Annotated in this window: 24 protein-coding genes and 1 other RNA gene; 14 read left to right on the top strand and 11 right to left on the bottom strand. The window is 70.0% G+C overall.

The annotated features are described in order from the left end of the window. Window positions 1-72 precede the first annotated feature (72 nt). A complete protein-coding gene (locus JC881_RS13730) occupies window positions 73-1752 on the bottom strand; it encodes an ABC transporter substrate-binding protein (RefSeq protein ID WP_198786260.1) in 1680 nt (559 codons plus the stop codon). 227 nt (window positions 1753-1979) lie between these two features. Between JC881_RS13730 and JC881_RS13725 the strand changes: the two genes are divergently transcribed. From JC881_RS13725 to htpX, 5 genes are all read left to right on the top strand, one after another. Next, a complete protein-coding gene (locus JC881_RS13725; RefSeq protein WP_198786259.1) occupies window positions 1980-2708 on the top strand; it encodes a peptidoglycan-binding protein in 729 nt (242 codons plus the stop codon). Window positions 2709-2763: 55 nt separating this feature from the next. After that, the gene (pyrC, locus tag JC881_RS13720) at window positions 2764-3795 is read left to right on the top strand and encodes a dihydroorotase (protein WP_198786258.1); all 1032 of its coding nucleotides are present in this window, start codon (window positions 2764-2766) and stop codon (window positions 3793-3795) included. Next, window positions 3792-4595 carry an NYN domain-containing protein gene (locus tag JC881_RS13715; RefSeq protein WP_198786257.1) on the top strand — a complete coding sequence of 268 codons (804 nt, stop codon included), beginning with the start codon at window positions 3792-3794 and terminating at the stop codon, window positions 4593-4595. Before pyrC ends, JC881_RS13715 begins: the two co-directional genes overlap by 4 nt. Before the next feature lie 4 nt (window positions 4596-4599). Beyond that, window positions 4600-5328 (top strand): DUF3025 domain-containing protein, encoded by a 729-nt coding sequence (locus JC881_RS13710; protein ID WP_198786256.1) that lies wholly within the window; start codon window positions 4600-4602, stop codon window positions 5326-5328. Between the two features lie 150 nt (window positions 5329-5478). Then, a complete protein-coding gene (htpX, locus tag JC881_RS13705; RefSeq protein WP_013539363.1) occupies window positions 5479-6351 on the top strand; it encodes a protease HtpX in 873 nt (290 codons plus the stop codon). Window positions 6352-6445: 94 nt separating this feature from the next. Here htpX and JC881_RS13700 read toward each other — a convergent pair whose 3' ends face one another. The 6 genes from JC881_RS13700 to tehA all read right to left on the bottom strand — a co-directional run bounded on the left by JC881_RS13700 (window position 6446) and on the right by tehA (window position 12395). Then, window positions 6446-7429 (bottom strand): ProQ/FinO family protein, encoded by a 984-nt coding sequence (locus tag JC881_RS13700; RefSeq protein WP_198786255.1) that lies wholly within the window; start codon window positions 7427-7429, stop codon window positions 6446-6448. 64 nt (window positions 7430-7493) lie between these two features. Continuing rightward, the gene (locus JC881_RS13695; protein WP_198786254.1) at window positions 7494-8117 is read right to left on the bottom strand and encodes a flavin reductase family protein; all 624 of its coding nucleotides are present in this window, start codon (window positions 8115-8117) and stop codon (window positions 7494-7496) included. A gap of 13 nt (window positions 8118-8130) precedes the next feature. Continuing rightward, a complete protein-coding gene (locus JC881_RS13690) occupies window positions 8131-8688 on the bottom strand; it encodes a VUT family protein (RefSeq protein ID WP_198786253.1) in 558 nt (185 codons plus the stop codon). Further along, window positions 8688-10334, bottom strand: a complete 1647-nt coding sequence (locus tag JC881_RS13685; RefSeq protein WP_198786252.1) for an NAD(P)/FAD-dependent oxidoreductase — start codon at window positions 10332-10334, stop codon at window positions 8688-8690. Before JC881_RS13685 ends, JC881_RS13690 begins: the two co-directional genes overlap by 1 nt. 107 nt (window positions 10335-10441) lie before the next feature. Then, window positions 10442-11362, bottom strand: a complete 921-nt coding sequence (cysK, locus tag JC881_RS13680; RefSeq protein ID WP_042578971.1) for a cysteine synthase A — start codon at window positions 11360-11362, stop codon at window positions 10442-10444. 67 nt (window positions 11363-11429) lie between these two features. Next, window positions 11430-12395 (bottom strand): dicarboxylate transporter/tellurite-resistance protein TehA, encoded by a 966-nt coding sequence (gene tehA, locus JC881_RS13675; RefSeq protein ID WP_198786251.1) that lies wholly within the window; start codon window positions 12393-12395, stop codon window positions 11430-11432. Between the two features lie 127 nt (window positions 12396-12522). Between tehA and JC881_RS13670 the strand changes: the two genes are divergently transcribed. After that, window positions 12523-13470 carry an AraC family transcriptional regulator gene (locus JC881_RS13670; protein WP_198786250.1) on the top strand — a complete coding sequence of 316 codons (948 nt, stop codon included), beginning with the start codon at window positions 12523-12525 and terminating at the stop codon, window positions 13468-13470. On the opposite strand, the gene msrB is transcribed toward JC881_RS13670, so the two are convergent. Further along, window positions 13471-13992 (bottom strand): peptide-methionine (R)-S-oxide reductase MsrB, encoded by a 522-nt coding sequence (gene msrB / locus JC881_RS13665; protein WP_198786249.1) that lies wholly within the window; start codon window positions 13990-13992, stop codon window positions 13471-13473. A 174-nt stretch (window positions 13993-14166) separates the two neighbouring features. Between msrB and JC881_RS13660 the strand changes: the two genes are divergently transcribed. The 8 genes from JC881_RS13660 (at window position 14167) to JC881_RS13625 (ending at window position 22225) form a co-directional block, all read left to right on the top strand. Further along, window positions 14167-15228, top strand: a complete 1062-nt coding sequence (locus tag JC881_RS13660; protein WP_233101770.1) for a molybdopterin-dependent oxidoreductase — start codon at window positions 14167-14169, stop codon at window positions 15226-15228. Between the two features lie 43 nt (window positions 15229-15271). Next, window positions 15272-15631, top strand: an RNA gene (rnpB, locus tag JC881_RS13655) — RNase P RNA component class A. A 168-nt stretch (window positions 15632-15799) separates the two neighbouring features. After that, window positions 15800-16243, top strand: a complete 444-nt coding sequence (locus JC881_RS13650) for a MarR family winged helix-turn-helix transcriptional regulator (RefSeq protein WP_198786432.1) — start codon at window positions 15800-15802, stop codon at window positions 16241-16243. Beyond that, window positions 16244-18379 (top strand): FUSC family protein, encoded by a 2136-nt coding sequence (locus tag JC881_RS13645; protein ID WP_198786248.1) that lies wholly within the window; start codon window positions 16244-16246, stop codon window positions 18377-18379. Beyond that, window positions 18376-18582: a DUF1656 domain-containing protein gene (locus JC881_RS13640; protein WP_198786247.1), complete on the top strand. Its 207-nt coding sequence runs from the start codon at window positions 18376-18378 to the stop codon at window positions 18580-18582. Before JC881_RS13645 ends, JC881_RS13640 begins: the two co-directional genes overlap by 4 nt. Window positions 18583-18595: 13 nt before the next feature. Further along, the gene (locus JC881_RS13635; protein ID WP_198786246.1) at window positions 18596-19522 is read left to right on the top strand and encodes an efflux RND transporter periplasmic adaptor subunit; all 927 of its coding nucleotides are present in this window, start codon (window positions 18596-18598) and stop codon (window positions 19520-19522) included. 4 nt (window positions 19523-19526) lie between these two features. Then, window positions 19527-20999 (top strand): efflux transporter outer membrane subunit, encoded by a 1473-nt coding sequence (locus JC881_RS13630; protein ID WP_198786245.1) that lies wholly within the window; start codon window positions 19527-19529, stop codon window positions 20997-20999. Then, window positions 20996-22225: a multidrug effflux MFS transporter gene (locus tag JC881_RS13625; RefSeq protein WP_198786244.1), complete on the top strand. Its 1230-nt coding sequence runs from the start codon at window positions 20996-20998 to the stop codon at window positions 22223-22225. The genes JC881_RS13630 and JC881_RS13625 overlap by 4 nt, the downstream gene beginning before the upstream one ends. A gap of 10 nt (window positions 22226-22235) precedes the next feature. Here the strand turns inward: JC881_RS13625 and JC881_RS13620 are convergent, their stop codons facing one another. From JC881_RS13620 to JC881_RS13610, 3 genes are all read right to left on the bottom strand, one after another. Next, window positions 22236-22799, bottom strand: coding sequence for a hypothetical protein (locus JC881_RS13620; RefSeq protein WP_198786243.1), 564 nt, complete (start codon window positions 22797-22799; stop codon window positions 22236-22238). A 76-nt stretch (window positions 22800-22875) separates the two neighbouring features. Continuing rightward, the gene (locus JC881_RS13615) at window positions 22876-23598 is read right to left on the bottom strand and encodes an RNA pseudouridine synthase (protein ID WP_198786242.1); all 723 of its coding nucleotides are present in this window, start codon (window positions 23596-23598) and stop codon (window positions 22876-22878) included. Next, a complete protein-coding gene (locus JC881_RS13610) occupies window positions 23595-25295 on the bottom strand; it encodes an MBL fold metallo-hydrolase (protein WP_198786241.1) in 1701 nt (566 codons plus the stop codon). Before JC881_RS13610 ends, JC881_RS13615 begins: the two co-directional genes overlap by 4 nt. Window positions 25296-25313 lie beyond the last annotated feature (18 nt).

Genomic DNA, 25313 nt, shown 5'->3' with positions numbered 1-25313 from the left:
AGCCTCGCGCAGCGCTTCGACAGGCTCAGCGTGAACGGTTCGGGTTTCAGCTCTTTGAGCGCATCTCGGGCATCAGTCCATGGTCATGGTCGCGATGTCGATGAACCAGCTCCTGGGCTGCACCACGTTCTTCACCTTGGCCGACATGGCGCGCGGGCCCACGTCGTGCGCGATCCACACGAAAGGCGCGTCGTCCACGATGTGCGTGTGCAGCCTGGCCAGCGCGGCGTCGCGTGCCTTGTCGTCGAAGCTGGTGCGCGCATCGGCCACCAGCTTGTCGACCTCGGGGCTGCCGTAGTAGCCCCAGTTGTTCGACACCGGCGGAAAGGCCTTGGTGCTCACGAAGCGCACCATCGCGAAGAACGGGTCCATCGCCGCGAAGCTGATGTTGACCGCGTTGGCGCCGTTGGCCGACGGGTCCTTGGCGCCCTTGCGCCAGTTGGTGAAGAGCGTGTTCCATTCGATCACGTCGAACTGCACGTCGAAGAAGCACTGCTTGAGCGACTGCTGCGCGAACTCGTTCATCGGCAGCGGCTGCATCTGGCCCGAGCCCGAGGCCGAGATCTGCACCTTCACCTTGATCGGCTTGGCCGCCGAGTAGCCGGCCTGCGTCATGAGGGCCTGCGCGGCCTTCACGTCGTAGCGGATGTCGAAGGCGGGCTTGCCGAACCACGGGTGGCCCGGCGGCACCGTGCCCTTGGGCTCGGCCATCATGCCGCCCAGCAGTTGCTTCATGCCGCCGCGGTCGATGCACAGGTTGGCCGCCTGGCGCACGCGCTTGTCCAGCCAGGGCGAGCCCTCGGCGAACGACAGCTGCCAGGGCCACACGTGCGGCTGTGCGTTCGAATAGATCTTGAAGCCGCGCTGCGTGATCTGCGCCATGGCGTCGGGCGAGGGCGCCTCGATCCAGTCGACCTGTCCGCCCAGCAGCGCGGCGGTGCGCGCGTTGGCCTCGGGCATGGGGATCATCACGACCTTGTCGATCTTCGGCACGCGCTTCGCATCCCAGTACGTCTTGTTGGCGGCCAGCTCCAGCCGCTCCCGCGCCACGAAGCGCGTGACCTTGAACGGGCCCGAGCCGGCCGGGTCGGCGGCGAACGCGGTCCAGGCGGCCTTGGCCTTGTCGGCGGGCGTGGCGCCGGCGGCGGCGTCGAACTTCTTCTGCCAGTGCGCGGGCGAGGCCATGAACAGGTTCGACAGGTTGATCGGCAGGAACGCATCGGGCTCGCTGGTGACGAACTCCACCGTCATGTCGTCGATCTTGCGGGCCGACTTGAGCGTGGGCATGCGCGAGGCCGTCACGCCGACCTGGCTCGCGTCGAACTGCGGCGCGTCCTTGTCGAGCACCTTCTGCACGTTCCACACCACCGCATCGGCATTGAAGGCCGAGCCGTCGTGGAACTTGACGCCGGGGCGCAGCTTGAAGACCCAATGGGTCTTGTCCTTCGCATCGACCGCCCACGAAGTGGCGACGCCGGGAATGAGCACGCTGGGCGCGTCGGCTTTGGACAGGTCCCACTGCGTGAGCGCGTCGTAGATCGGGATGCCGGTGAAGCGGTTGCCTTCGAAGCCCTGGTCGGGCTGGCCGAGGGTGCGCGGAATGTCGGCCGCGGTCATCGCGATGCGCAGCGTTTTTTCCTGCGCCAGCGCGGCGGGCGACGCCAGGACCAGGACGGCGAGCGCCGCGCAGGCGGCCAGGGGGTTCAGGCGTTTCAGGCGTTTCAGGGACAGGGCGGGGGCGGCACGCTTCACATGGAACTCCGGTTGGGGGATGACGGAAAGGCGAAGGAAGCGCTCAAGCACGACATGTGCCAACCGGCACAGAGTCCCCAGGCATGCGCTGGTCATTGCGGCGCGTTGCGACGTCGCCATCCCGGCTATGCCGTCCGACCGATAGACGCGGCGCGGCGCCGGTTTCCACAATGCAGCCACGCCCCGCTTCGAAAGCCAGCGCCGCGTGGGCGAGGGGGCAAGAACCGATGACAACACTGAGGCAAGGCTCGCGCGGGGCCGATGTGCGCAGGCTGCAGGAGGCCCTGAACAGGAAACTCCAGCCGGCGCCCGGGCTCGTGATCGACGGCGACTACGGCCCGTTCACCCGGATGGCCGTGCGCCGGCTGCAGGCTGCGAACTGGCTCGTCGAGGACGGCGAGGCCGGCCCCTGCACGCAGCGCGTCGTGTTCGGCAGCGAGGGCTGCGCGCCGATCCTGCATCCCGTCGCGCTGATCCCGCAGCCCGCTCCGGCGCTGTGCTGGGCCGCTGCCACCGCGATGGTCACCCGCTCCACCGTGCAGGCCGTGGTCGCGCGCACGCCGCCCGAGCTCGTCGCCGAGGACGGCGGGCTGCGCACCTTTGCGGACACCGACGAGGCGATGACGGCCGATGCGCTCTTCGCGTCCGCGCACGGCCTGGCGCTGCAACCGATGGAACCGGCGGCGCCCTGGACGGTCGGCGCGATGCGCGCGGCGCTGCAGCACGGCCTACTGATGTTCGACCTGCGCTGGGGCGCCAAGGGCTGCGCCGAGCGCGCCGGCAGCCCGGGACACATGGTGGTCGTGGCCGGCATCCGCGGCGATGGCGACGCCGGCACCACGCTGCGCATCTTCGATCCCTGGCCGCCGAACAAGGGCGCGCGGTGCTCGGTGAACCATGCGAAGTGGCGCCGGCAGGCGGACGGCGCCATCTGCCGGGTGTTCCTGCACGCGTAGCCCGGTGCAGGATGCGGGCAGCGCCCCGGGGAGGCGGTGCGACAATCCCCGCGCCATGACAGACACCCTCACGATCACCCGCCCCGACGATTGGCACCTGCATGTGCGCGATGGCGCCGCGCTCGAAGCCGTCGTACCCCACAGCGCGCGCCAGTTCGGCCGCGCGCTGATCATGCCCAACCTGCGTCCGCCCGTGACCACCGCCGCCCAGGCCCTGGCCTACCGCGACCGCATCCTTGCCGCCGTGCCCGAAGGCAGCGCCTTCGAACCGGTGATGTCGCTGTACCTCACCGACAAGCTGCCGCCCGAGGAAATCGCTCTTGCCGCCGAAGCCGGCGTGCGCGCGCTCAAGCTCTACCCGGCCGGCGCCACCACCAACAGCGATGCCGGCGTGACCGACATCCGCAAGACTTACAAGACGCTCGAAGCGATGCAAAAGCACGGCCTGCTGCTGCTGGTGCACGGCGAGGTGACCGACCCGGCCATCGACCTGTTCGACCGCGAAGCGGTCTTCGTCGACCGCGTGATGATTCCGCTGCGCCGCGACTTCCCCGAGCTCAAGGTGGTGTTCGAGCACCTCACCACCAAGGAGGGCGCCCACTACGTGCGCGATGCCGACCGCTTCACGGCCGCCACCATCACCGCGCACCACCTGCTCTACAACCGCAACGCCATCTTCACCGGCGGCATCCGCCCGCACTACTACTGCCTGCCGGTGCTCAAGCGCGAGACGCACCGCGTGGCGCTGGTCGAGGCGGCCGCGAGCGGCAGCGACCGCTTCTTCCTCGGCACCGACAGCGCGCCGCACCCCGCGCACCTGAAGGAGCACGCGCTCGGCTGCGCGGGTTGCTACACCGCACTCACGGCCATCGAGCTCTACGCCGAGGCCTTCGACAGCGTGAACGCGCTCGACAAGCTCGAAGGCTTCGCGAGCTTCCACGGCCCCGACTTTTACGGCCTGCCGCGCCACACCGACACCGTCACCCTGAAGCGCGAAACGTGGACCGTGCCGGAGACCGTGCCCTACGGCGAAGCCACGCTCAAGCCGCTGCGCGGCGGCGAAACGATCCACTGGAAACTCGCATGACACCGACGCTGCGCGTGATGCTTTTGATCGATGCCGACAACGTCTCGGCCGACGTGATCGAGCAGGCCGTGCAGCGCACGATGGACGAGTACGGCGCCATCCACGTGCGCCGCGCTTATTGCAATGCCGAGATGGCGGTGAATCGGCAAGGGCTCTTCAAGCAGCTCTCGGTACGGCCGATGGTCAATCTCTCGGCCGGCAAGAACAGCACCGACATCGCGCTCGCGGTCGATGCGATCGACCTCGTGATCGCCGAGCGGCCCGACGTGGTGGTGCTGGTGTCCTCGGACTCCGACTTCGCGCCGCTCGTGAGCCGGCTGCGCGAGAAGGGCTGCCGCGTCTGCGGCATCGGGCAGCAGGGCAAGACGGGCGACGAGACGGTGGGCATCTACGACACCTTCATCGATCTGGCGCACCACAGCGCGAAGCCGGCGGCCCGCACCACGGCTGCAAAGAAGGTCGCGGCGAAGGTGCCTGCCGTGAAGACTGCGCGCGCCAAGCGCACGACAGCGCCCGCGAAGAAAGCGGCGACGAAGACCGCCGCGCGCAAGACGGCGCGGGCCGCCGCAGAACCGGCTCAGCCGCCAGTCTCCGAAGCCGCCGAGTTCATCCTCGCCGCCGCGCCGGCGCTGCGCAGCGGCAAGGACGTGCCGCTCAACGACGTGGCCAAAGCCCTGCGCACCGCGGGCCTCCTGAGCAAGAGCGGCAGTTCGCTCAAGCTCTTCGACAAGCTCACCGCGGAGTTCGCCGTGCTGCAGCATCCGGACCGCATCCGCTGGACGGGTGCGCCCGCCGCCTGATCCGATGCTGCCGGCGCTCGACTGGGCGCAGCCCTGGCTCGCGCCCTATCGCGCCCATGGCGAAGCGGCGGCGCGGGCCGCGAACGGCGAGACCTCGGTCGCCTCGGCGCTGCAGGCCCTCAAGCCGCCCCCGGCGCCCGACTTCGTGCACCAGGACCATCTGCCCGCCGGACAGGCCTACGAAGCGCATATCTTCCAGACCCGCACCGTGCCCACGCGCGACAACCTGCACGACTTCTTCAACGGCCTCGTCTGGCTCGCGTTTCCCGAGGCCAAGCGGCGCCTGAACGAACTGCAGGCCGCCGAGATCGCCCGCACCGGCGTCGGCGCCACGCGCGGCCCGCTGCGCGACGCGCTCACGCTGTTCGACGAGAACGGCGCGGTGCTCGATGCGCCGCCCGCGCTGTGGGAAGCGCTCGCGGCGCGCGACTGGCAGGCGCTGTTCGTGACGCGGCGCGCGCTGTGGTCCGAGGCGCGGCTGCTCGTCTTCGGCCACGCGCTGCTCGAAAAGCTCGTCGCGCCCCGCAAGGCCGCGACGGCGCACGTGTTGCTGCCGGACGCGGCGCGTTCGAACGCCCTCGACGACGTCGCGCTGGCGCGGCGCCTCGACCCGGAATGGCTCGCGCAGAAGCCCTTCGTGCCGCTTCCCGTGCTGGGCGTCCCGGGGTGGTGTGCAGAGAATGTGACGGCCGAGTACTACGACGATCCGAAGGTCTTCCGGCCCCGTCCGTAGAACTTTTGCTCCTATCATTGCTCTACCCGCAGCCGCCATGCCGGGGCCGCGTCAGTATTCCAACAACAAAGAAGCGCCCGCACACCGCATGGCTTGAAGAGGGCCCGCCGGCCCTCATCTGAGCGGCAGTTCCCCCACGGAGAATTCAACTTGAAACGTATCCTTCTGTTCGTTTTGACCAACGTGATGGTCGTCGCAGTGCTCGGCATCGTCGCGAGCCTGCTCGGCGTCAACCGCTTCCTCACGGCCAACGGCCTGAACCTGACGGCGCTGCTCGGATTCGCGCTCATCATGGGCTTCGGCGGCGCGTTTATCTCTCTGCTCATCAGCAAGCCGATGGCCAAGTGGACCGCGGGCCTGCGCATGATCGACAACCCCCAGTCGCCCGATGAGGCCTGGATCGTGGCCACCGTGCGCAAGTTCGCCGACAAGGCGGGCGTGGGCATGCCCGAGGTCGCGATCTTCGAGGGCGAGCCCAATGCCTTCGCCACCGGCGCCTTCAAGAACTCCTCGCTCGTGGCCGTGTCCACGGGCCTCCTGCAGAACATGACGCGCGAAGAGGTCGAGGCCGTCATCGGCCACGAGGTGGCGCACATCGCCAACGGCGACATGGTCACGATGACGCTGATCCAGGGCGTGATGAACACCTTCGTCGTGTTCCTCTCGCGCGTGATCGGCTATGCGGTGGACAGCTTCCTGCGCCGCGGCGATGACCGCTCCTCGGGCCCGGGCATCGGCTACTACGTGAGCACCATCGTGCTGGACATCGTGCTGGGCTTTGCCGCCGCGATGGTGGTGGCCTGGTTCTCGCGCCAGCGCGAGTTCCGCGCCGATGCCGGCGCCGCCGCGCTCATGGGCCAGAAGCAGCCGATGATGAACGCGCTCGCGCGCCTGGGCGGCCTGCCCGCCGGCGAACTGCCCAAGGCGGTGGAAGCCATGGGCATCACCGGCAGCATCGGCAAGCTGTTCGCGACGCACCCGCCGATCGAAGAGCGCATCGCCGCGCTGCAGAACGCGCGCTGACACGACCGCGGCGCTGCCGCCGGACGAAAAAAAACCGCCAGCTTTGTGTGGCGGTTTTTTTATGGGCCGTTGCGGCCCGGGGGCGCCCGGCGTGTCAGTCGGCGGCGGGTTCGGTGGGCTCGACCGGTGCAGCCGGTTCAACCGATTCAGACGCTTCAGCAACGGCAGCAACGGCAGCAGCCGGTGCCTGCCGCTCGGCGCGCGCGTGCTGCAGCGTGCGCGCCACCTCGCCCGGCTTCATGCCGTACATCTCGGCGAATTCCTGTTCGGTGCGGCCGCTGGCCTCGAAGGCGCGCAGCAGCGCTTCGCGCTTGGCGGCCTGCTGGGCGAGTTCGGCCAGTGCCTCGTCGACCACCGCGTTGGTGTTCGCATCGCGCGAGCGCACGAGCACGGCATAGGCTTCGCGGTCCAGGCCCGAGGCTTCGATCGCCTTGGCGATGCGCGCGACGAGCTGCGGGCGCAGGTCCTCGCCGGGGTTGCGGTGCATGCGGCGGCGGTGCAGCTCGAGGATGGCGTGGTGCACATGCTCGGGCGCGACCGGGTCGAGCGCATTGCCGTCGAGGTCATGGCGTGCGAGGCCCGCGGCCACGCTTTCCAGGTAGCGCGTGGAGCGTGCGTGCTGGCCCATCGCGATCTTCAGGTCTTCGGCCTTGAAGTCTTCGGGATGGCGCGCGATCAGCTCCTCGTACACGCCGAGCTTGAGCGGCACGAAGCGCGCGCCAAAGAGCTGCGGGTACAGCTCGAACAGGCGCTCGAGCACCGGGTTGACCTTGCGCGGCGCGCGCTGCGGTTGCTGCTGTGCTGGAGCCTGGGGCCTGCGGGCCTGTTGCTGTTGCCGGGGCTGCTGCCCCTGGGCTTGCCCCTCTCCCCGTCCCTGTTGCGGACGCGGCTTCTTCTCGCGCGGCGGGCGCTGGTCTTGCTGCTGCCGCGGCGCCTGCTCGGCGGGTGATTCAGCGCCGGCCCCGGTGTCGGCACTGGCGCCGGCCTTGAGCTGCTGCAACTGCTCGGCGAGGTCCGGGCGCTGGCGCCGTGCGTTGCGCGCGTTCGTGTTCGGGGCGGCGGTGGATGCGTCGGTCATACGTGGGATCGGCGGTGGGCGCGATGGATGGAAAGAGGAACAACAGGAAGCCGGTGGCGCGCGGTCAGCGCGGCCGGAACATCCTGAACATATTGTCGGGGCTGATCTCGAAATAATCGGCCGGACCGCCGCCGCGCAGGATGGGCTGCGCCGCCGCGGTGTCGTAGATGCCATTCTTGAGCAGGTGGCGCGCGATGTGCACGCCCACCACTTCGCCCAGGATGAGCCAGGTCTGCACCGGCACGCCGTCGACGCCTTCGAGCTGGATCAATTGCGTGAGACGGCATTCGAAGGACACGGGGCTCTCGGCCACGCGCGGCACGGCGATCTGCCTGGAAGCCACGGGCGTGAGGCCGGCGAGCTCGAACTCGTTCACCTCGGGCGGCACCATCGCGCACGACTGGTTCATCCGCTCGGCCAGCGGGCGCGTGGCGAGGTTCCAGCCGAACTCGCGCGTCTGGCGGATGTTGTGCAGGCTGTCCTTCGCGCCGATGCTCGCGAAGCCGACGATGGGCGGCGTGTAGTTGAAGGCGTTGAAGAAGCTGTAAGGCGCGAGGTTGAGCACGCCGTTCTCGTCCTGCGACGAGATCCAGCCGATGGGGCGCGGGCCGACCATCGCGTTGAACGGATCGTGCGGCAGGCCGTGGCCCTTGGCCGGTTCGTAGTAGTGGAAATCGTCGCTCGTCATGGCTTTCAGTGAATCAGTGACTCAGGGCCGAGGTGCGCGCGGCCTGTCGGCCGATCAAAAGCCGGAACGGCAGCAGCATCAGCACGCCCACGCCCAGCTTCACCGCGAGATCGCCCGCGGCCCAGGTGAGCCAGGGACCGTCGGTGCCCGCGAACGCGATGCCCCAGAACACGACGCTGTCGAGCACCGCCGCGATCACGGTGGCCACCAGCGGCGCGCGCCACCAGAGGCCGCGGCGCAGGCGGTCGAAGACGCGGATGTCGAGCAGCTGCGAAGCGATGAAGGCCAGGCCCGAGGCGAGCGCGATGCGCACCGGCGCGAGCAGCAGCGAAGCCACGATGGCCACCGCGAAACCGACCCACGCCACGCGGCGCGCCATGCCGGGGCCGAAGCGCCGGTTGACCAGGTCGCTCACGAGGTACGCGACCGGATAAGTGAAGGCGCCCCAGGTGAGCCAGTCGTTGAGCGCGAACTGCACCAGGATGTTGGAGGCGAGCACGACCGCGGCCATCGCCAGCGTGGCGACGGCGAACTGGCCGGCGGTGGGGCGCGCGAAAGAGGTGGGCTGCATCAGGCGTTCGCCGTGCGCTCGCGTTCGGCCGCGGCGAGCACGTTGCGCGCCACCGCCTCGGCCACCTTGATGCCATCGACACCCGCCGAGAGAATGCCGCCCGCGTAGCTCGCGCCTTCGCCGGCAGGGTAGAGGCCGCGCACGTTGAGGCTCTGGAAATCGTCGCCGCGCGTGATGCGGATCGGCGACGAGGTGCGCGTCTCCACGCCGGTGAGCACCGCGTCGTGCGTATCGAAGCCCTTGATCTTGCGGCCGAAGGCGGGGAAGGCCTCGCGCATCGCCTCGATGGCGTAGGCGGGCAGCGCTTCGCGCAGGTCGGTGGGCGTCACGCCGGGCTTGTACGAGGGCGCGACGCTGCCGAGCGCCGTGGAGGGCCTGCCGGCTACGAAATCGCCGACCAGTTGGCCCGGCGCGTGGTAGTTGCTGCCGCCGAGCAGGTAGGCGTTCGATTCGAGATCGCGCTGCAGCGCGATGCCCGCGAGCGCATCGCCGGGGAAGTCCTTCGGATCGATGCCCACCACGATGCCCGCATTGGCGTTGCGCTCGTTGCGCGAGTACTGGCTCATGCCGTTGGTGACCACGCGGCCCGGCTCGCTGGTGGCCGCGACCACCGTGCCGCCCGGGCACATGCAGAAGCTGTAGACCGAGCGGCCGTTGCTCGCGTGATGCACCAGCTTGTAGTCGGCCGCGCCGAGCAGCGGATGGCCCGCATGCCGGCCCCAGCGCGCGCGGTCGATGAGGCCCTGCGGGTGCTCGACGCGAAAGCCGATGGAGAAGGGCTTGGCCTCGATGTACACGCCGCGTTCATGCAGCATCGCGAAGGTGTCGCGCGAGCTGTGGCCCAGGGCCATCACGACGTGGTCGGCGCGCAGTTCGCTCGACTGGCCGGTGGTCTGGTCGAGCACCGTGAGGCCGCGCAGCTGGCCGTCTTCGATGCGCACGTCGGTCACGCGCTGCTCGAAGCGAATCTCGCCGCCGAGCGCGACGATCTGCTCGCGGATGTTCTCCACCACCTTCACCAGCTTGAAGGTGCCGATGTGCGGATGCGCGACGTACAGGATTTCGGGCGGTGCGCCGGCCTTCACGAACTCTTCCATCACCTTGCGGCCGAGAAAGCGCGGGTCCTTGATCTGGCTGTAGAGCTTGCCGTCGGAAAACGTGCCCGCGCCGCCTTCGCCGAACTGCACGTTCGACTCGGGGTTGAGCACGCTCTTGCGCCACAGGCCCCAGGTGTCGCGGGTGCGCTGGCGCACGGTCTTGCCGCGTTCGAGCACGATGGGCTTGAAGCCCATCTTCGCGAGCATCAGCGCCGCGAAGATGCCGCAGGGGCCGAAGCCGATCACCACCGGACGGCTCGTGCCCTCGGGCGCATCGGCCGGCGGCGTGTAGCGCATGTCGGGTGCGGGCTGGATGTGCGGATGGCCGGCGTGCTTGGCGAGCAATGCGGCTTCCAGCTTCGCATTGGCCAGCTGCACATCGCAGATGTAGACCGTGAGCAGGTCGACCTTGCGCGCGTCGAAGCTGCGCTTGAAGACGGTGTGGGAAGCGATCGCTTCGAGCGGGACGTCCAGCGTCCGGGCGATCAGGGTGACCAGCGCTTCAGGCGCGTGGTCGAGCGGGAGTTTGAGTTCGGAGATTCTCAGCATGGCGGTGGCTTGTGTTTATCAAGCAGACCGGGGATTTTACGCGCCGGGGCGCTATGAAAGCGATAGCTGGCATGACACCGAAATTCAGGCCCGAATCGGGCCCGGACTCAGGCCGGCAGGAAGCCTTCGACCGACAGGTACCGCTCGCCGGTGTCGTAGTTGAAGCCCAGCACCACCGCATCGGGCGCGAGCGAGGGCAGCTTCTGCGCGATGGCCGCGAGCGTCGCGCCCGAGGAGATGCCCACGAGGATGCCTTCTTCCTGCGCGCAGCGGCGGGCCATTTCGCGCGCCGGCTCGGCATCGACCTGCAGCACGCCGTCGAGCAGCGAGGTGTCCAGGTTCTTCGGAATGAAGCCCGCGCCGATGCCCTGGATCGGGTGCGGCGACGGCGCGCCGCCGGAGATGACGGGCGAGGCCACCGGCTCCACCGCGAACACCTGGAGCTTGGGCCACTTCTTCTTGAGCACCCGCGCCACGCCGGTGATGTGGCCGCCCGTGCCCACGCCGGTGATGATCACGTCGATGCCGTCGGGGAAATCGGCCGCGATTTCCTCGGCCGTGGTGCGCACATGTACCTCGACGTTGGCGGGGTTGTTGAACTGCTGCGGCATCCACGCGCCGGGCGTGCCGGCCACGATTTCCTCGGCGCGGGCGATGGAGGCCTTCATGCCGCCAGCGCGCGGCGTCAGGTCGAAGGTGGCGCCGTAGGCCAGCATCAGGCGGCGGCGCTCGATCGACATGCTGTCGGGCATCACCAAAATCAGCTTGTAGCCCTTGACGGCCGCCACCATCGCCAGGCCGATGCCGGTGTTGCCCGAGGTGGGCTCCACGATCGTGCCGCCGGGCTTGAGCGCACCGGACTTCTCGGCGTCCTCCACCATCGACAGCGCAATGCGGTCCTTGATCGAGCCGCCGGGGTTGGCGCGCTCGGACTTGATCCAGACTTGCTGCTTCGCATTGCCGAACAGCCGGTTGATGCGGATGTGCGGCGTGTTTCCGATGGTCTGGAGGATGTTCTGGGCCTTCATGGAATGGATCTCCTTATGCGGTTGTTCAGGCGGACAGGGCGCATTGTGAGACCAGCCCGTGACCCGTTCAGCGCGAGGGTGTTGCAGCCGGCAACAGGCGCCCCTGCAGCAGCAGCGCGAGCGTCTTGAACGCCAGGAATCCGATGATCACGTTGGCCGCCACGAACGCCACCGGCGCGACCCATTCGACGGGCCCCGTGGCGCCGGCCGCGACCAGCCGCATGGCCAGCGTCGGCAGCGCCGCCACGCCGAAGGTGAAGGCCCAGTACGACGGCGTGAAGGGCTGCCTGGCGATCCACGGCAAGAGGCGCAGGAGCAGCAGCGCCTGGAAGAGGCCGTAGCCCAGCAGCACCTGCGCGAACAGGTCGGGCGCGCCGTGGTTCAGGCTCATGTACGTGACGCCGCCCACCACCGGCGGTGCGAGCTGGATGCCCAGCACGGGGCGCAGCGCCTCGGGCAGCGGCGCCTGCGTCGCCGCGCGGCCCAGGATCAGCGATTCGATGGCCAGCCACGAGAAGAGCCCCGCGCCGAAGAACCACATGCCCAGCTGCGGCCAGCCGAAAGCGGCCGCGGCCGTGCCGGCCACGAAGTTCTGCCCGACTGCCGGCAGATAGAAAGCCGGCGTGACGAGTTCGGGCGCAAGTCCGCCCTGCCATGTGCGCCCGTAGAGCCAGAGGCCGAGCACGAGCGACGCGGCGACGGACACCACGAACACGGCCATCGCCACGCCCCGCGCGTAGGGCAGCAGCGCCATCGCCGCGAGCATGCTGGCCAGCGGGACCAGCGAGGCGAACGACGACTGCACCGGGTGGTTCATCTCGGCGCGCGCGGCGTCGCCATGGCGCAGCCACTTGTGGGCGTACAGCGCCAGCAGCGCGAGCCATACCGCCAGGCTGCCCCATGTCGCGACATCGGCGATGTCCTGCGGCAGATGCCACAGCGGCACCGCGACGCGCCAGGCACCGCCCAGCGCCAGCGCACCGACGGCAATGCCGAAATAGGAAACGGGAATGGGGGCACGCACGGAAGTCATTCTTTTCACCTGAAAGGAGGATCGGGAGATCGTTGAATGCATTCTGGGCGCCGGAGGTAAGATTTTGAATGCTCCACAGCCTCTGGAAATTGCTCCATCGTCTCAAATGAACCCGCACGCGGACCCCTTGAGCGAACTGGTCGACTGGCTGGGCCTGCGCGGCCGCATGGACCTGCACTGCCTGTTCGGCGAGGACTGGGCGGCGCCGCACGCGGCCATCGGCCCGTGGCGCGCGCCCTTTCACATCGTGCTGCGCGGGCGCTGCGAGCTCTGGCTGCCCGAGAGCCGCACGCTGGTGCCGCTGGAGGCGGGCAGCCTCGTCATCCTGCCGCGCGGGCCGGCGCACGTGCTGCGCACCGCCGGGCTGCAAGGCGAGGGCCGCGCGATCCGGCTGCGGACGGGCGAGCTGATCGATCTCAAGACCAACCTGCGGCGCCCCGAGAAGGCGGACACCGACATCCTCTGCGGCGAATTCGAATTCCCCGGCCGGCGGCGCAGCGTGCTGCTCGAGGCGCTGCCCGAACCCATGGTGATCGCCTTCGCCGACCGCCCCGGGTCCGCGTGGCTCGAAGGGTTGGTGCGGCTCATGGCAGAGGAGATCGCGCAGCAGCGCGCCGGCGCCGCGGCCATCGTGGCGCAGCTGTCGGGCACGCTGTTCACGCTGGCGGTGCGCGCGCACCTGGAGACGCGGCCCGAGCTCACCGGCGTGCTCGGCCTCATGGCCAGCCCGCGTCTGGCGCCAGGCCTGCAGGCGATGCTCGCGCAGCCGGAGGCGCCCTGGACCGTGGCATCGCTGGCCGCGCGCTGCCATCTGTCGCGCGCCACCTTCGCGCGCGAATTCACGCGGCGCGTGGGCACCGGGCCGCTCGAATTCCTGACGACGCTGCGCATGGAGCTGGCCTCGCGCCTGCTCGCGCAAGGCGGGCAGGGCGGGCAGCGCGGGCAGGACATGGCCAGCATCGGCGAGGCGGTCGGCTACCGCTCGGAGGCCGCGTTCAACCGCGCATTCGCGCGGCACGCAGGCATCACGCCGGGGCGTTTCCGGCGTTCCTCGAACGATGTGGCAACCGCCTGATCAGGCCGCGCCCGGCGTGAACTTCATCGCCACGCCGTTCATGCAGTAGCGCAGGCCCGTGGGCTTGGGGCCGTCGTCGAACACGTGGCCCAGGTGCCCGCCGCAGCGGCGGCAGTGCACCTCGGTGCGAAGCATGCCGAAGGTGCGGTCCTCGGTCTGGCCCACGGCGTGGTCCAGCGGCTGCCAGAAGCTGGGCCAGCCGGTGCGGCTGTCGAACTTGGTCTTGGAGGAAAACAGGTCCAGCGCACAACCGGCGCAGGCGAACCTGCCCGCGCGGTGCTCGTCGTTGAGCGGGCTCGTGTAGGGCCGCTCGGTGCCTTCCTTGCGCAGCACGGCGTAGGCGTTGGCATCGAGCAGCTTGCGCCATTCGGCGTCGGTGCGGATGACTTCGAATTTCGCCGATTCCGCCGCCTCGGCGGCCTCGGCCGGGCGCGTGCCCCAGCCGAATGCGTGCGCGATGGCCAGGCCCAGCGTCGATGCGCCGGCGGCGATGGCGAAGCGGCGTCCCGTGGTTTGCGTCATGACAGCCCTTTCATGGAAAGTTGGCGGAAACGCACTTTCGATGTATCCGTTGGAACATAGCGATGTACATTCGCTCCGGCGATTTCGGCGTTTACGTCTTTAGTTCGTCCGGCAAGGCCGGCGGGTTACAGGGCCGGCGCACGAATTTCGCTGTGTCTGAATAAATACATCGATATGGAGATTCAAGCTATGCGCTGGTCAACAGGACTTGTCTCGGGGGTTGCCGCGCTCGCGCTGGCGGGCTGCGGCGGCGGGGGCGACAACGGGGGCACGTTCTTTCCGATCGTGCCGCCGCCCGCACCGGCGCCCGCGCCGCCACCACCACCGCCGCCGCCACCTCCCGCGCCGCCACCGGCGCCCGCGCTGCAGGTGGGGGGCGCCCTCGACCGCCCGGCCGGCTTCACCGTGGCGGACCTCGCGGCGCGCGCGGCCGTTACCCAGACGGTGACCTTCACCAGCGGCGGCAGCGGCGCGCAGACGCACACCTACACGGGCGCCGATCTCTGGTCGCTGCTCGGCGATGCGGGCATCCAGACCCACGCCACGCCCAAGAACGACATCCTCAACCGCTACGTACTGGCCACCGGCACCGATGGCTACAAGGTGGTCTTCACGCTGGGCGAGCTGAGCCCGGATTTCGGCAACAAGCAGAGCGTGGTCGCGTACGCGGAAACGACCGCGGGCGCCTCCGCGCCGCTGAACGCCACCGATGGCCCGTTCCGCGTGACCGCGCCGGGCGACATCAAGGGCGGGCGCTACGTCTCGAACATGACGCGGCTGGACGTGAGCGCCTCGCCGGCGGCGACGGTCGGTGTCGGCGGCGGCGTGTCCTCGGGCTTCGCGGTCTCGGGCCAGGTGAACACGCCGATGCGCTTCGACATCACCGCGCTGCAGGGCCTGCCGGCCACGAGGGTCACCGTCGGGCCCAACACCTACAAGGGCGTCACGCTCTGGACGCTGCTGAACGGTATCGGCCTGCGCCTGCCGGCCGGGAAGAACGCGTCGCTCGGCATGTACGCGGTGGCCACCGGCAGCGACGGCTACAGGGCCGCGGTGTCGCTGGGCGAAATCGATCCGGGTTTCGGCAACAAGACCGCGCTCATCGCCTACGAGATGAACGCCGCGCCGCTGGGCGCGAACGGCGTGGCGCGCCTGGTGGTGCCGGGCGAGGTGAAGCAGGGGCGCTCGGTGTCGAACCTCATCGCCATCGAGGTGTTCGCGGCGGGCACGCCGTAGCGCTGTGCGGGGCCATCGGCGCGCCGGGCGATAATCGCCCTGTGAAGCACGCCAGACCGCCGCTGGTGCAAGCCCGAAAGGGACGCTCTGCCTTCGGGCATCGTGTCGAAAGACCGCACTGGAGGAACGTCCGGACTGCACAGGACAGCGCAGGAGTTAACGACTCTCCACCGTGAGGTGAGGATCAGAGCAACAGAGACGAGCCGATTGAGTTCGGGTGAAACGGGCAATCTCTGCGCGCAGCAACACCAAGTAGGCCAGTATCGAGGTGGTTCCGCTGAGCTGGCGGGTAGGTGGCATCGAGCCGTTTGGCGACAAACGGCCCAGAGTAATGGCGGTCACGCCGAGGGCTTCGCAAGAGGCCCTCGGTGCACAGAATCCGGCTTATCGGCGGGCTTCACACTTTTCTTCTTTCCCCCGTTTTTCTTTTTCCGGTTCTCCGGCGCCCAAGGCGGGCGCCAGCGTGGCCGCTGCACGGATCGGTATTAACCCGTATAATCGATAGCAAGCTAACTAATTGCTATCCGACGTGCCCACCTCCAGAAACACCCAGACCCGCGAACACGCGCTCATGCACCTGGGCATGTCGCTGTCCACGTTGCAGCGCGCCTACCGTGCCGCGGCCGACAAGGCGGTGGCCCACGTCGGCGTGTCGCAGACCCTGGCCTGGCCGATCGTGATGATCGGCCGCATGGGCGACGGCATGCGCCAGGGCGTGCTGGCCGAAGTGCTCGGCATCGAGGGACCGTCGCTGGTGCGCTCGGTCGATCAGCTGGTCGAGGCGGGTTTCGTGCAGCGCCTGGAAGACCCGGCCGATCGCCGCGCCAAGACGCTGCACCTCACCCCGACAGGCGTGACCGCCTGCGCCACCATAGAAGCCGCACTGAGCGAGATGCGCGGCACGCTGTTCGAAGGCATCGGCGACGACGACATCGCCGCGTGCCTGCGCGTCTTCGCCACGCTGCAGGAGCGCCTCGGCCGCAACGCGCCGGCAACGCAGGAAGGGCGCAAGTAAATGACCGCGCTCCGCCTGCCGCGCTTCAGCCGCGCGGAGCTTCTGTTCTCCGTCAAGAGCTTCGCCGCCGCGATGCTCGCGATGTACCTTGCGAGCCGCGCCGGCCTGCCGCGCCCGTTCTGGGCGCTCATGACCACGTATGTCGTCGCGCATCCGCTCGCAGGCGCGGTGCGCTCCAAGGCCGTGTACCGCTTCGTCGGCACGCTGATCGGCAGCACGGCGACGGTGCTGCTCGTGCCCGCGCTCTCCAACGCGCCCGAACTGCTGACGCTCGTGCTCGCGCTGTGGGTGGGCCTGTGCCTGTGCATCTCGCTGTTCGACCGCACGCCGCGCTCCTACGTCTTCATGCTCGCGGGCTATACGGCCGCGCTCATCGGCTTTCCGTCGGTGCAGACGCCGCTCGTGCTGTTCGATACGGCCGTGGCGCGCGTGGAGGAAATCGGCCTGGGCATCTTCTGCGCGACGCTGGTCCACAGCCTCGTGCTGCCAACGGGCCTCGCGCCCACGGTGCTGGGCCTGCTCGACCGCACGCTGGCGGACGCGCGCAAGTGGCTCGGCGACCTGCTGCAGCCCGTCGGCCGCAAGAGCGACGCCGACCCCAGGCGGCTGGATGCCGACCGCCGCCGCCTCGCGGGCGACATCACGCAGCTGCGCCTGCTCTCCACCCACGTGCCCTTCGACACGACGCACCTGCGCTGGACCGCCGGCGCGATCCGCGCGATGCAGGACCGCGTCGCCGCGCTCACCCCCGCGCTCTCGGCCGTCGAAGACCGGCTGCTCGCGCTCGAACAGGCCGAAGGCGTGCTCGCACCCGACGTGGCGGCCGTGCTCGCGCAGGCCGCGCAATGGCTGCGCGAAGAAGCCGAGCCCACGAGCGATGCCACCCCGCGCGCCGAACGCCTGCAAGCCCTGCGCAACGCGATCGCCGCACTGAGCGCCACGCCGCCAGCCGACACCGGCGCACCACCCACCGCCTGGGGCCGCGCGCTGCGCATCGGCCTCGCCGGCCGCCTCGAAGAACTGGTCGACGGCTGGACCGCCTGCGCCCAGTTGCGCCTCGATATCGACGAAGGCTTGAAGGGCGCCGCCCCGCTGCGCCGCACCGCCGCGCTCGGCAGCCGCGCATTGCACCGCGACTACGGCATGGCGCTGCTCTCCGCGCTCGCGGCCGTCATCGCCATCTGCCTGTGCGGCGCGTTCTGGATCTTCACCGGATGGACCATGGGCTCGGCCGCCACCATGATGGCCGCGGTCTTCTGCTGCTTCTTCGCGACCATGGACGACCCGGTGCCGGCGATCCACGGCTTCCTGAAGTGGACGCTGTGGTCCATCCCGATCTCCGCGGTCTACGTGCTGGTGCTCATGCCCACGGTGCAGGACTTCGGCATGCTGGTCGCGATCTGCGCGCCGCTCTTCCTGCTGCTGGGCCTGTACCTGCCGCGCCCGACGCACTTCATGCCCGCGATGGCGATGGTCTTCGGCGTGGCCGGCACGCTCGCCATGCACGACACCGCCAGCGCCGACCTCGTGAGCTTCATCAACAGCATGATCGGCCAGGTCGTCGGCGTGGTGGTCGCGGCGCGCGTCACGCGCCTTGTGCGCTCGGTGGGCGCCGACTGGAGCGCGCGCCGCATCCAGCGCGCGACCTGGCGCGAGCTCGGCGAAATGGCCGCGTCGTCGCAACCGCAGTACGCGCAGAGCGACGCCTACGCCGTGCGCATGCTCGACCGCATCGGCCTGCTCGCGCCGCGCATCGCGCAGGCCGGCGGCAGCGTCGAGGGTGTGGCCGCCGACGATGCGCTGCGCGACCTGCGCATGGGCGCCGACATCGCGGTGCTGCAGCGCGTGCGCGCGCAGTTGCCGCTGGCCACCTCCGCCGCGCTGCTGGGCGGCATTGCGCGCTTCTTCCGCCAGCGCGGCGAGGGCCGCATGACGCCGCGCCCGCAAGGCCTCTTGCCGCAGATCGACGAGGCGCTCAACGCGGTGCTCGCCGCGCGCGACACATCCCCGGCATCGCGCGCTGCCGTCACCGCGCTTGTGGGCCTGCGCCGCAACCTGTTCCCCGACGCGCCGCCTTCGCTGGCAGCGGTCCCTCCCGCTGTCCCTCCCCAAGTGCTTCAAGGAGCTTCCGCATGATCGGCGAAGCCAGTTTCTACGGCCTCTATGTGCCCTGGCTCATGGTGCTGGCCGCTGGCGCGCTCGTCGCGCTCTGGGGCGTGCGCCGCCTGCTCGCGGCCACGGGCCTCTATCGCTGGGTGTGGCACCCGGCGCTGTTCGACATGGCGCTCTACCTGCTGCTGCTCTATGCGCTCAGCCGCCTCACCTCCCACCTTCAATGACGAAGAGATTCCCATGACAGCCAGTTCTTCTTCCGCAGGCAACCCCCGGGCGCAGCGCCTGGTGCGCGTCCTCCTCACCGTGGCCGTGGTGGCCGCGGCCGTCTGGGCCGGCTTCCGGCTCTGGGACCACTACGAGCTCGCGCCGTGGACGCGCGACGGCCGCGTGCGCGCCAACGTGGTCCAGATCGCGCCCGACGTGTCGGGCCTGGTCACCGCCGTGCCGATCCAGGACAACCAGTCGGTCGCCGCCGGCACGCTGCTGTTCGAGGTGGACCGCGCGCGCTACGACCTGGCCGTGCGCCAGGCGCAGGCCGCGCTCTCGGCGCAGCGCGCGATGAGCGCGCAGGTGCAGCGCGAGAACGCGCGCAACACCGGCCTGGACGAACTGGTCTCCAAGGAAGCGCGCGAACAGACGCGCTCCCGCGTCGAGCAGATGCAAGCCGCCGTCGCGCAGGCCGAGGTGGCGCTCGATTCGGCGCGCCTCAATCTGCAGCGCGCCCAGGTGCGCGCGCCGGCCGCGGGCCTGGTCACCAACCTCGACCTGCGCCAGGGCAGCTACGCCGCGGCCGGCCGGCCGGTGCTCGCACTGGTCGATGCGCAGTCGTTCTACGTCGAAGGCTATTTCGAGGAAACCAAGCTGCCGCGCATCCACCTGGGCGACCGCGTGCGCGTCACGCCGATGGGTGGCGGCGCGGTGCTCGAAGGCGCGGTCGACAGCGTGGCCGCGGGCATCGCCGACCGCGACCGCTCCACCAGTGCCAACCTGCTGCCCAGCGTGAACCCGACCTTCAACTGGGTGCGGCTCGCGCAGCGCATTCCGGTGCGCGTGAAGCTCGATCCGCTGCCCGAAGGCGCGCGGCTCGTGGCGGGCCAGACCGTGACCGTGCAGGTGCTGGACCGTGTCGCCGCCCGCGGTGCCGCCGCACCGCAGAAGGGATGACGCCATGACGAACCGCTTCGCTTTCCGCATGGCTTCGTTGGCACTCGCTGCCGGGCTTGCCGCGTGCGCGGCGGTCGGCCCCGACTACAAGCAGCCCGCCGACGCGCTCGCCAGCCAGCCCGCCGCTGCCAAGCCTTTCGCCGAGGCGCCCGCGAATGCCGCGCCGCTACCCCCGCACTGGTGGCGCCTGTACCACGACCCGCTGCTCGACAAGCTCGTCACGCAGGCCCTCGCGCACAACACCGACCTGCGCCAGGCCGTCGCGAACCTCGAGCGCGAACGCGCCATCGAATCCGAAGTGGCCGGTGCCGAGCGCCCCACGCTGGGCGTGAGCGGCGGCCCGTCGTTCGGCCATGTGTCGGGCCTCTCGCTGCTGCAGAAGGGCTACGAGCCACCGAGCCACTTCAACTACAGCGCGGGTGCATCGCTCTCCTACCAGGTCGATCTGTTCGGCCAGATCCGACGCAGCATCGAAGCGGCCGGCGCCAGCACCGAAGCCGCAGCCGCCGCGCTCGACCTCGTGCGCGTGAACGTCGCCGCCGGCACCGCGCGCGCCTATGCCGAAGCCTGCTCGACGGGCCTTCGCCTGCAGATCGCGCAGAAGTCGATCGCGCTCCAGCAAGACGCGGTGAACGTCACCGATCGCCTGCAGCGCGCAGGCCGCGCGGGCGCGATCGACGCGGGCCGCGCACGCGCGCAACTGCAGCAGTTGAACGCCACCGTGCCGCCGCTGAAGGCCGAGCGCCAGGGCGCGCTCTACCGCCTCGCCACGCTGACCGGCGCACTGCCGCAGGACTTCCCGCGCGAGGTGGCCGACTGCACCGTGCCCCCGCGCGTGGCCGGCACGCTGCCCGTGGGCGATGGCGCGGCGCTGCTGCGCCGCCGCCCCGACATCCGCCAGGCCGAACGCACGCTCGCCGCCTCGACCGCGCGCATCGGCGTGGCCACGGCCGATCTCTATCCGAAGGTCACGCTCGGCCTCTCGGCGTCGTCCGCCGGCACGGTCGCCGACTTCGGCCGCAAGGACACGATGAGCTTCAGCATGGGCCCGCTGATCTCCTGGACCCTTCCCAACACCGGCATCGCGCAGGCCCGCATCGCCGAGGCCGAGGCCGGCACGCGCGGCGCGCTCGCCAGGTTCGACGGCACCGTGCTCACTGCCCTGCGCGAAACCGAAACCGCGCTCGGCACCTACGCCCGCGAGCTCGACCGCCGCGCTGCATTGCAAGCCTCGCGCGACGAAAGCGCGAAGGTCGCGGCGCAGGCGCGCCAGCTCTACCAGAACGGCCGCACTGCGTACCTCGACGCGCTCGATGCCGAGCGCTCGCTCGCCGCAAGCGATGCGGCGCTGGCGGCCAGCGAAGCGCAATTGGCTGACGACCAGGTGGTGCTCTTCATGGCGCTGGGCGGCGGCTGGGAGCCCGATGAATCCAGCGCCGTCGCGCTCGACAAGAACACAACCACCGTGAAGCAATGAGCTCTACAGAAGCGCCGTCGCCACGCCTGCACGCGCCGCTCTGGCTGCTCGCGCTGGTCACCTTCAGCGGCACGCTGGCCATGCACATCTTCGTGCCCGCCTTGCCCATCGCCGCGAAGAACCTCGGCGCCGGCATGGGCGCGATGCAGATGACGGTGAGCCTCTACATCTTCGGCCTCGCGGTGGGGCAGTTGCTGTACGGGCCGATGGCCGACCGGTTCGGGCGGCGCCCCGTGCTGCTGTTCGGCCTGGGCCTCTATTCGGCCGCGGGGCTGGTCGCCGCGCTCGCGCCCGATGTGCACGCGCTCATCACCGCGCGGCTGTTCCAGGCGATCGGCGGCTGCGCCGGCCTCGTGCTGGGCCGCAGCATCGTGCGCGACACGGCCGGGCCGCAAGAAGCCACGCGCCGCCTCGCGCTGATGAACCTCATGGTCACGGTCGGCCCGAGCATCGCGCCGCTGGTCGGCGGTGCACTGGCCACGGCGCTCGGCTGGCGCTCGATCTTCTACGCGCTCTTCGCGCTCGGCATCGTCGGGCTGCTCTTCACATGGCGCCTCTTGCCCGAGACCGGCACGCCGGGCACGCGGCTCGATGCCTCGGTGCTCGCTCGCAACTACGGCCAACTGCTGCGCTCGCCCGCGTTCCTCGGCTTCTCGATCGGCGGCGGCTGCGCGACCACCTCGATGTACGCGTTCATCGCCTCAGCGCCGTTCATCTTCGTGGACCAGCTGCACCGGCCGGCGCACGAGGCGGGCATCTATCTCGCGATCCTGGTGTCGGGCGTGTGGCTCGGCAGCTTTCTCACGAGCCACCTGATCCAGCGCGTGCGGGTCGACAGCCTCATGATCCGCTCGAACATGCTCAGCGTGCTCTCGGCCTTCGTGCTCCTGGGCGGGGTGGTGTCGGGGCACCTGTCGGTGCCGCTGGTCATTGGCACCATGTTCCTCTACACCGTCGGCGCGGGCATGGCCTCGCCGACCGCGCTGACGCAGGCGATCAGCGTCAATCCGCAAGTGATCGGATCGGCTTCCGGCCTTTATGGGTTCACGCAAATGGCGGTGGGCGCGCTGTGCACGGCGCTCGCCGGCATGGGCCACCGGAATCCGGCGCTGGCCGCAGCGCTCGTGCTGGCCGGGGCGGGCATCGTGGCGCAGTTGTCGTTCGCGGTGGCGCTGCGCCACCAGAAGAAGCTGGCCGGCGCGACGGCCACAACGACCGCGCCCTGAAGAAGAACGCTCAGCGCGTGAAGAGCCAGCCGCCCTTGGGCTGGCGCATCAGCTCGTGGCGGCGGATCGAGTGCTCCTCGCCGTCATCGCCCACGTAGACCACGTCGAAGCGCAGCAGCTTCGGCGACACCATCTTCCAGTTCTGTATGCGCTTGACGGTCACGCAGGCCGTCTTGTCGTGGTACTGCATCTGCAGCATCGGGCCGCCCTGGAAGCCCGTGCCGTCGAACAGCCGCCCCGGCGCCGCGAACGGGTTGAGCACCGCGCCGTTGCGCGCGGTGATGCAGCCTTCGGTCCGCACGAACGACTCGATGGTGGGCGCCGCGCCGCGCACCACCTTGGTCACGGCCGGGCTGGGCGTCTTGCCGCCGATGGCTTCGCGGATGCGCTCGACCTGCTCGCCGGTGATCGGCGCGAGGCCGTCCCTGGACACCACCGCGGGCAGCGGCGCGGGCGGGGCGGACCCCGCGGCGGGCTCGGGCGCCGGCTGCAGCGAGGCGAGGAAACTGCAGCCTGCAAGCAGTGCCATAGGCACCGTGGCGGCCAATGCGGCGGCTGTCGTTCTGAATCTCATGCGTTCGATCTCCCCTCTCTCTGCTGAAAATGGTGGCGCCGCGCACCTGCGGCGCGTCTTTCTTTTTCGCCTCTTCTCAAAAACGCTCGTGCGGCGCCAGGTAGCGCCACTGGCCGGGCTGCAACCCCGCGAGCGGCACGCGCCCGATGCGGATGCGCCGCATCGCGACGATGGTCAGCCCCATCTGGTCGCACAGGTGCGCGATCTGCCCGGGCCGCGCGCCCTTGAGCGCGAAGCGCAGGCCCGTCTGCTGGCCGTCCTCGGCCTGCCGGCCGATGCTCACGCGCGCGGGCGAACGCTCGAAGCGCGCGAGCACCTCGGGGGCCACCGTGCCGGCCACGTCGACCATCACCTCGTGCTCGAGGATGCCCGCGTCTTCCTGGAGCTTGCGTTCGATGCGGAACTCCTGCGTGTACGCCACGAGCCCGCTCGCGCCGGTCTCCAGCGGCGTCATGCAGTGCTGCCCCTTCACGTGCGCGGGCAGGAAGCGCTGGCCGGCGCGTTCGGGCTCGTGGTGGTTCGCGGCCACCAGCAGCTTGAAGGCGTTGTCGGTCGGCATGCCGGCCGGTTTGTACAAGAGCATCGTGACGGGCACGATGGGCTCGGGCTTCGCGCCGGCCGCGATCTCGACCTGCTGGTGCGCCTGCACGCGCGACTGCGGCAGCACGGCTGGCACGCCATCGACGCGCACGGCGCCGTTCTCGATCAGCAGTTCGGCCTCGCGCCGCGACACGCCCGCCAGGGCCGCCACGCGCTTGGCGAGGCGGATGCCTTCGTCTTCCGGAGCGTTGTTCCTCATCGGGCGCCCGCCTGTTGTTGTTGCTGCTGCTTCTGGATGCGCGCCACATGCGCGGCCAGCGAGCGCGCGGCCACCGGCCACATGCGCTCGGGCACGTCGTCGTAGGCGAGCGGCAGCCATTGCTCGGGCGTGCCTTCGGGGAGCCTCTGCATGGCCGCGGCGATCTTGGCCTCGCGCTTCAAGCGGTGCGCCTTCAGGTGCGCGATGGCGTTGCGCGCAAAGCCGATCACGTAGCCATGCGCCGGCAGGATGAATTCGACGACGCCCGCGGCGCACGCCACGTCCAGCGTGTCCAGCGAATCGAGGTAGGCCGTCATGTCGCCGTCGGGCGGATCGACCACCGTCGTGCTGCCGTTCAGGATGTGGTCGCCCGAGAAAAGCAGGCCGTCTTCCTCGAGCACCAGGCACAGGTGGTTGGCCGCATGGCCGGGCGTGTGGATCACGCGCAGCGTGTGGGCGATGGGCTCGCCCTCGGCGGTGGTGCCCGAGAGCGTGAGGCGCTCGCCGTTTTCCAGCGAGCGCTCGGGCGTGAAGCGCGCCGTGGCGCGCGCGGTCGGTGCCGAGGGCAGGCCGAGGATCGGCGGCTTCTTCGCCTTGCACAGCGCCTGCAGCGGCGCGGCGCCGGGCGAATGGTCGGCATGCGAGTGCGTGCAGACGATCATGCGGATGTCCCCGCGCGTCGCGCGCCAGAGGCGGCCGATGTGGTCGAAGTCGTTCGGGCCCGGATCGATGACGAGGTAGCCCGTGGCCGCGTCGCCCACGATGTAGGTGTTGGTGCCCGGGCCGGTCATGGCGCTGGGGTTGGGCGCGGTGAGGCGCTGCACGTTCTTCAAAAGCGCCACCGGCTGCTCGCTCTGCCAGTCGAGCGCATGCACCACCTGGCCGTCGGGGCACACCAGCGCGAGCTCGCCGTAGGGCGCATCGCTTTCCATGTAGCGCACGTCCTCGCCCTTCAAGAGGCCGGCGCGGGGGCAGCTGGTCCACAGCGGTGCCTCGGCGGTTCCGCCATTGCCGCCGGGCGCGCAGGCCGCCAGCACCGCATCGACCGTCGCGTAGGCGGCCATGCGCTGCAGCGTGCGCACGGTCGGAAAGATCATGAAGAAGTTGCCTGCCGCATGCCGCGCCAGCGCATCGGCCGGACGCACCCAGCTGGGCTCGAACTGCTCGCTCTCGTCGGCCGTGGGCACCTGGCCCTCGGGCATGCGTGCCACGAGAAAGGGCACGTCGAAGCGCTTGGGGAGGTCGCGGTCGGTGATCCAGTGCGCAAAGGTGAACACCTGGTCCGAGGCCAGCACCAGCCCGCGCGCGGCGCACTGGTCGGCGAAGCCGGTGCCCGCGGTGGCGTTGCGGTCCATCGCGGCGATGTCTTCGGCGCTCACGGGGCTGCCGTCGGCGCGGTGGGCGAGCAGCACGCCCAGTTCCTCGAAAGCCTCGCGGATCGCCGCGATGGCCTGGGTGCGTTGCGCGCGGCTCTGGGTGGCGCGGCGGGTGGCGATGCGCTTGGCGGCCTCGTCGGCCGCATCGATGTGGCCGCCGGGGAACACGTAGGCGCCTGGCGCGAAGCTCGCGGTGGCCGAGCGGCGGGTCATCAGCACCTCGATGCCGGCGGGCGTGTCGCGCAGCAGCAGCACGGTGGCGGCGGCGCGCACGGGCGCGGGCTCGCGTGCGGGGTGGATCAGTTGGGAGAAGCGGACCATGGGGTGATTATGGGGAGC

The sequence above is a fragment of the Variovorax sp. IB41 genome (assembly GCF_016405905.1).
Lineage (GTDB): Bacteria > Pseudomonadota > Gammaproteobacteria > Burkholderiales > Burkholderiaceae_C > Variovorax.
This window is presented reverse-complemented; position numbering and strand designations above follow the sequence as displayed.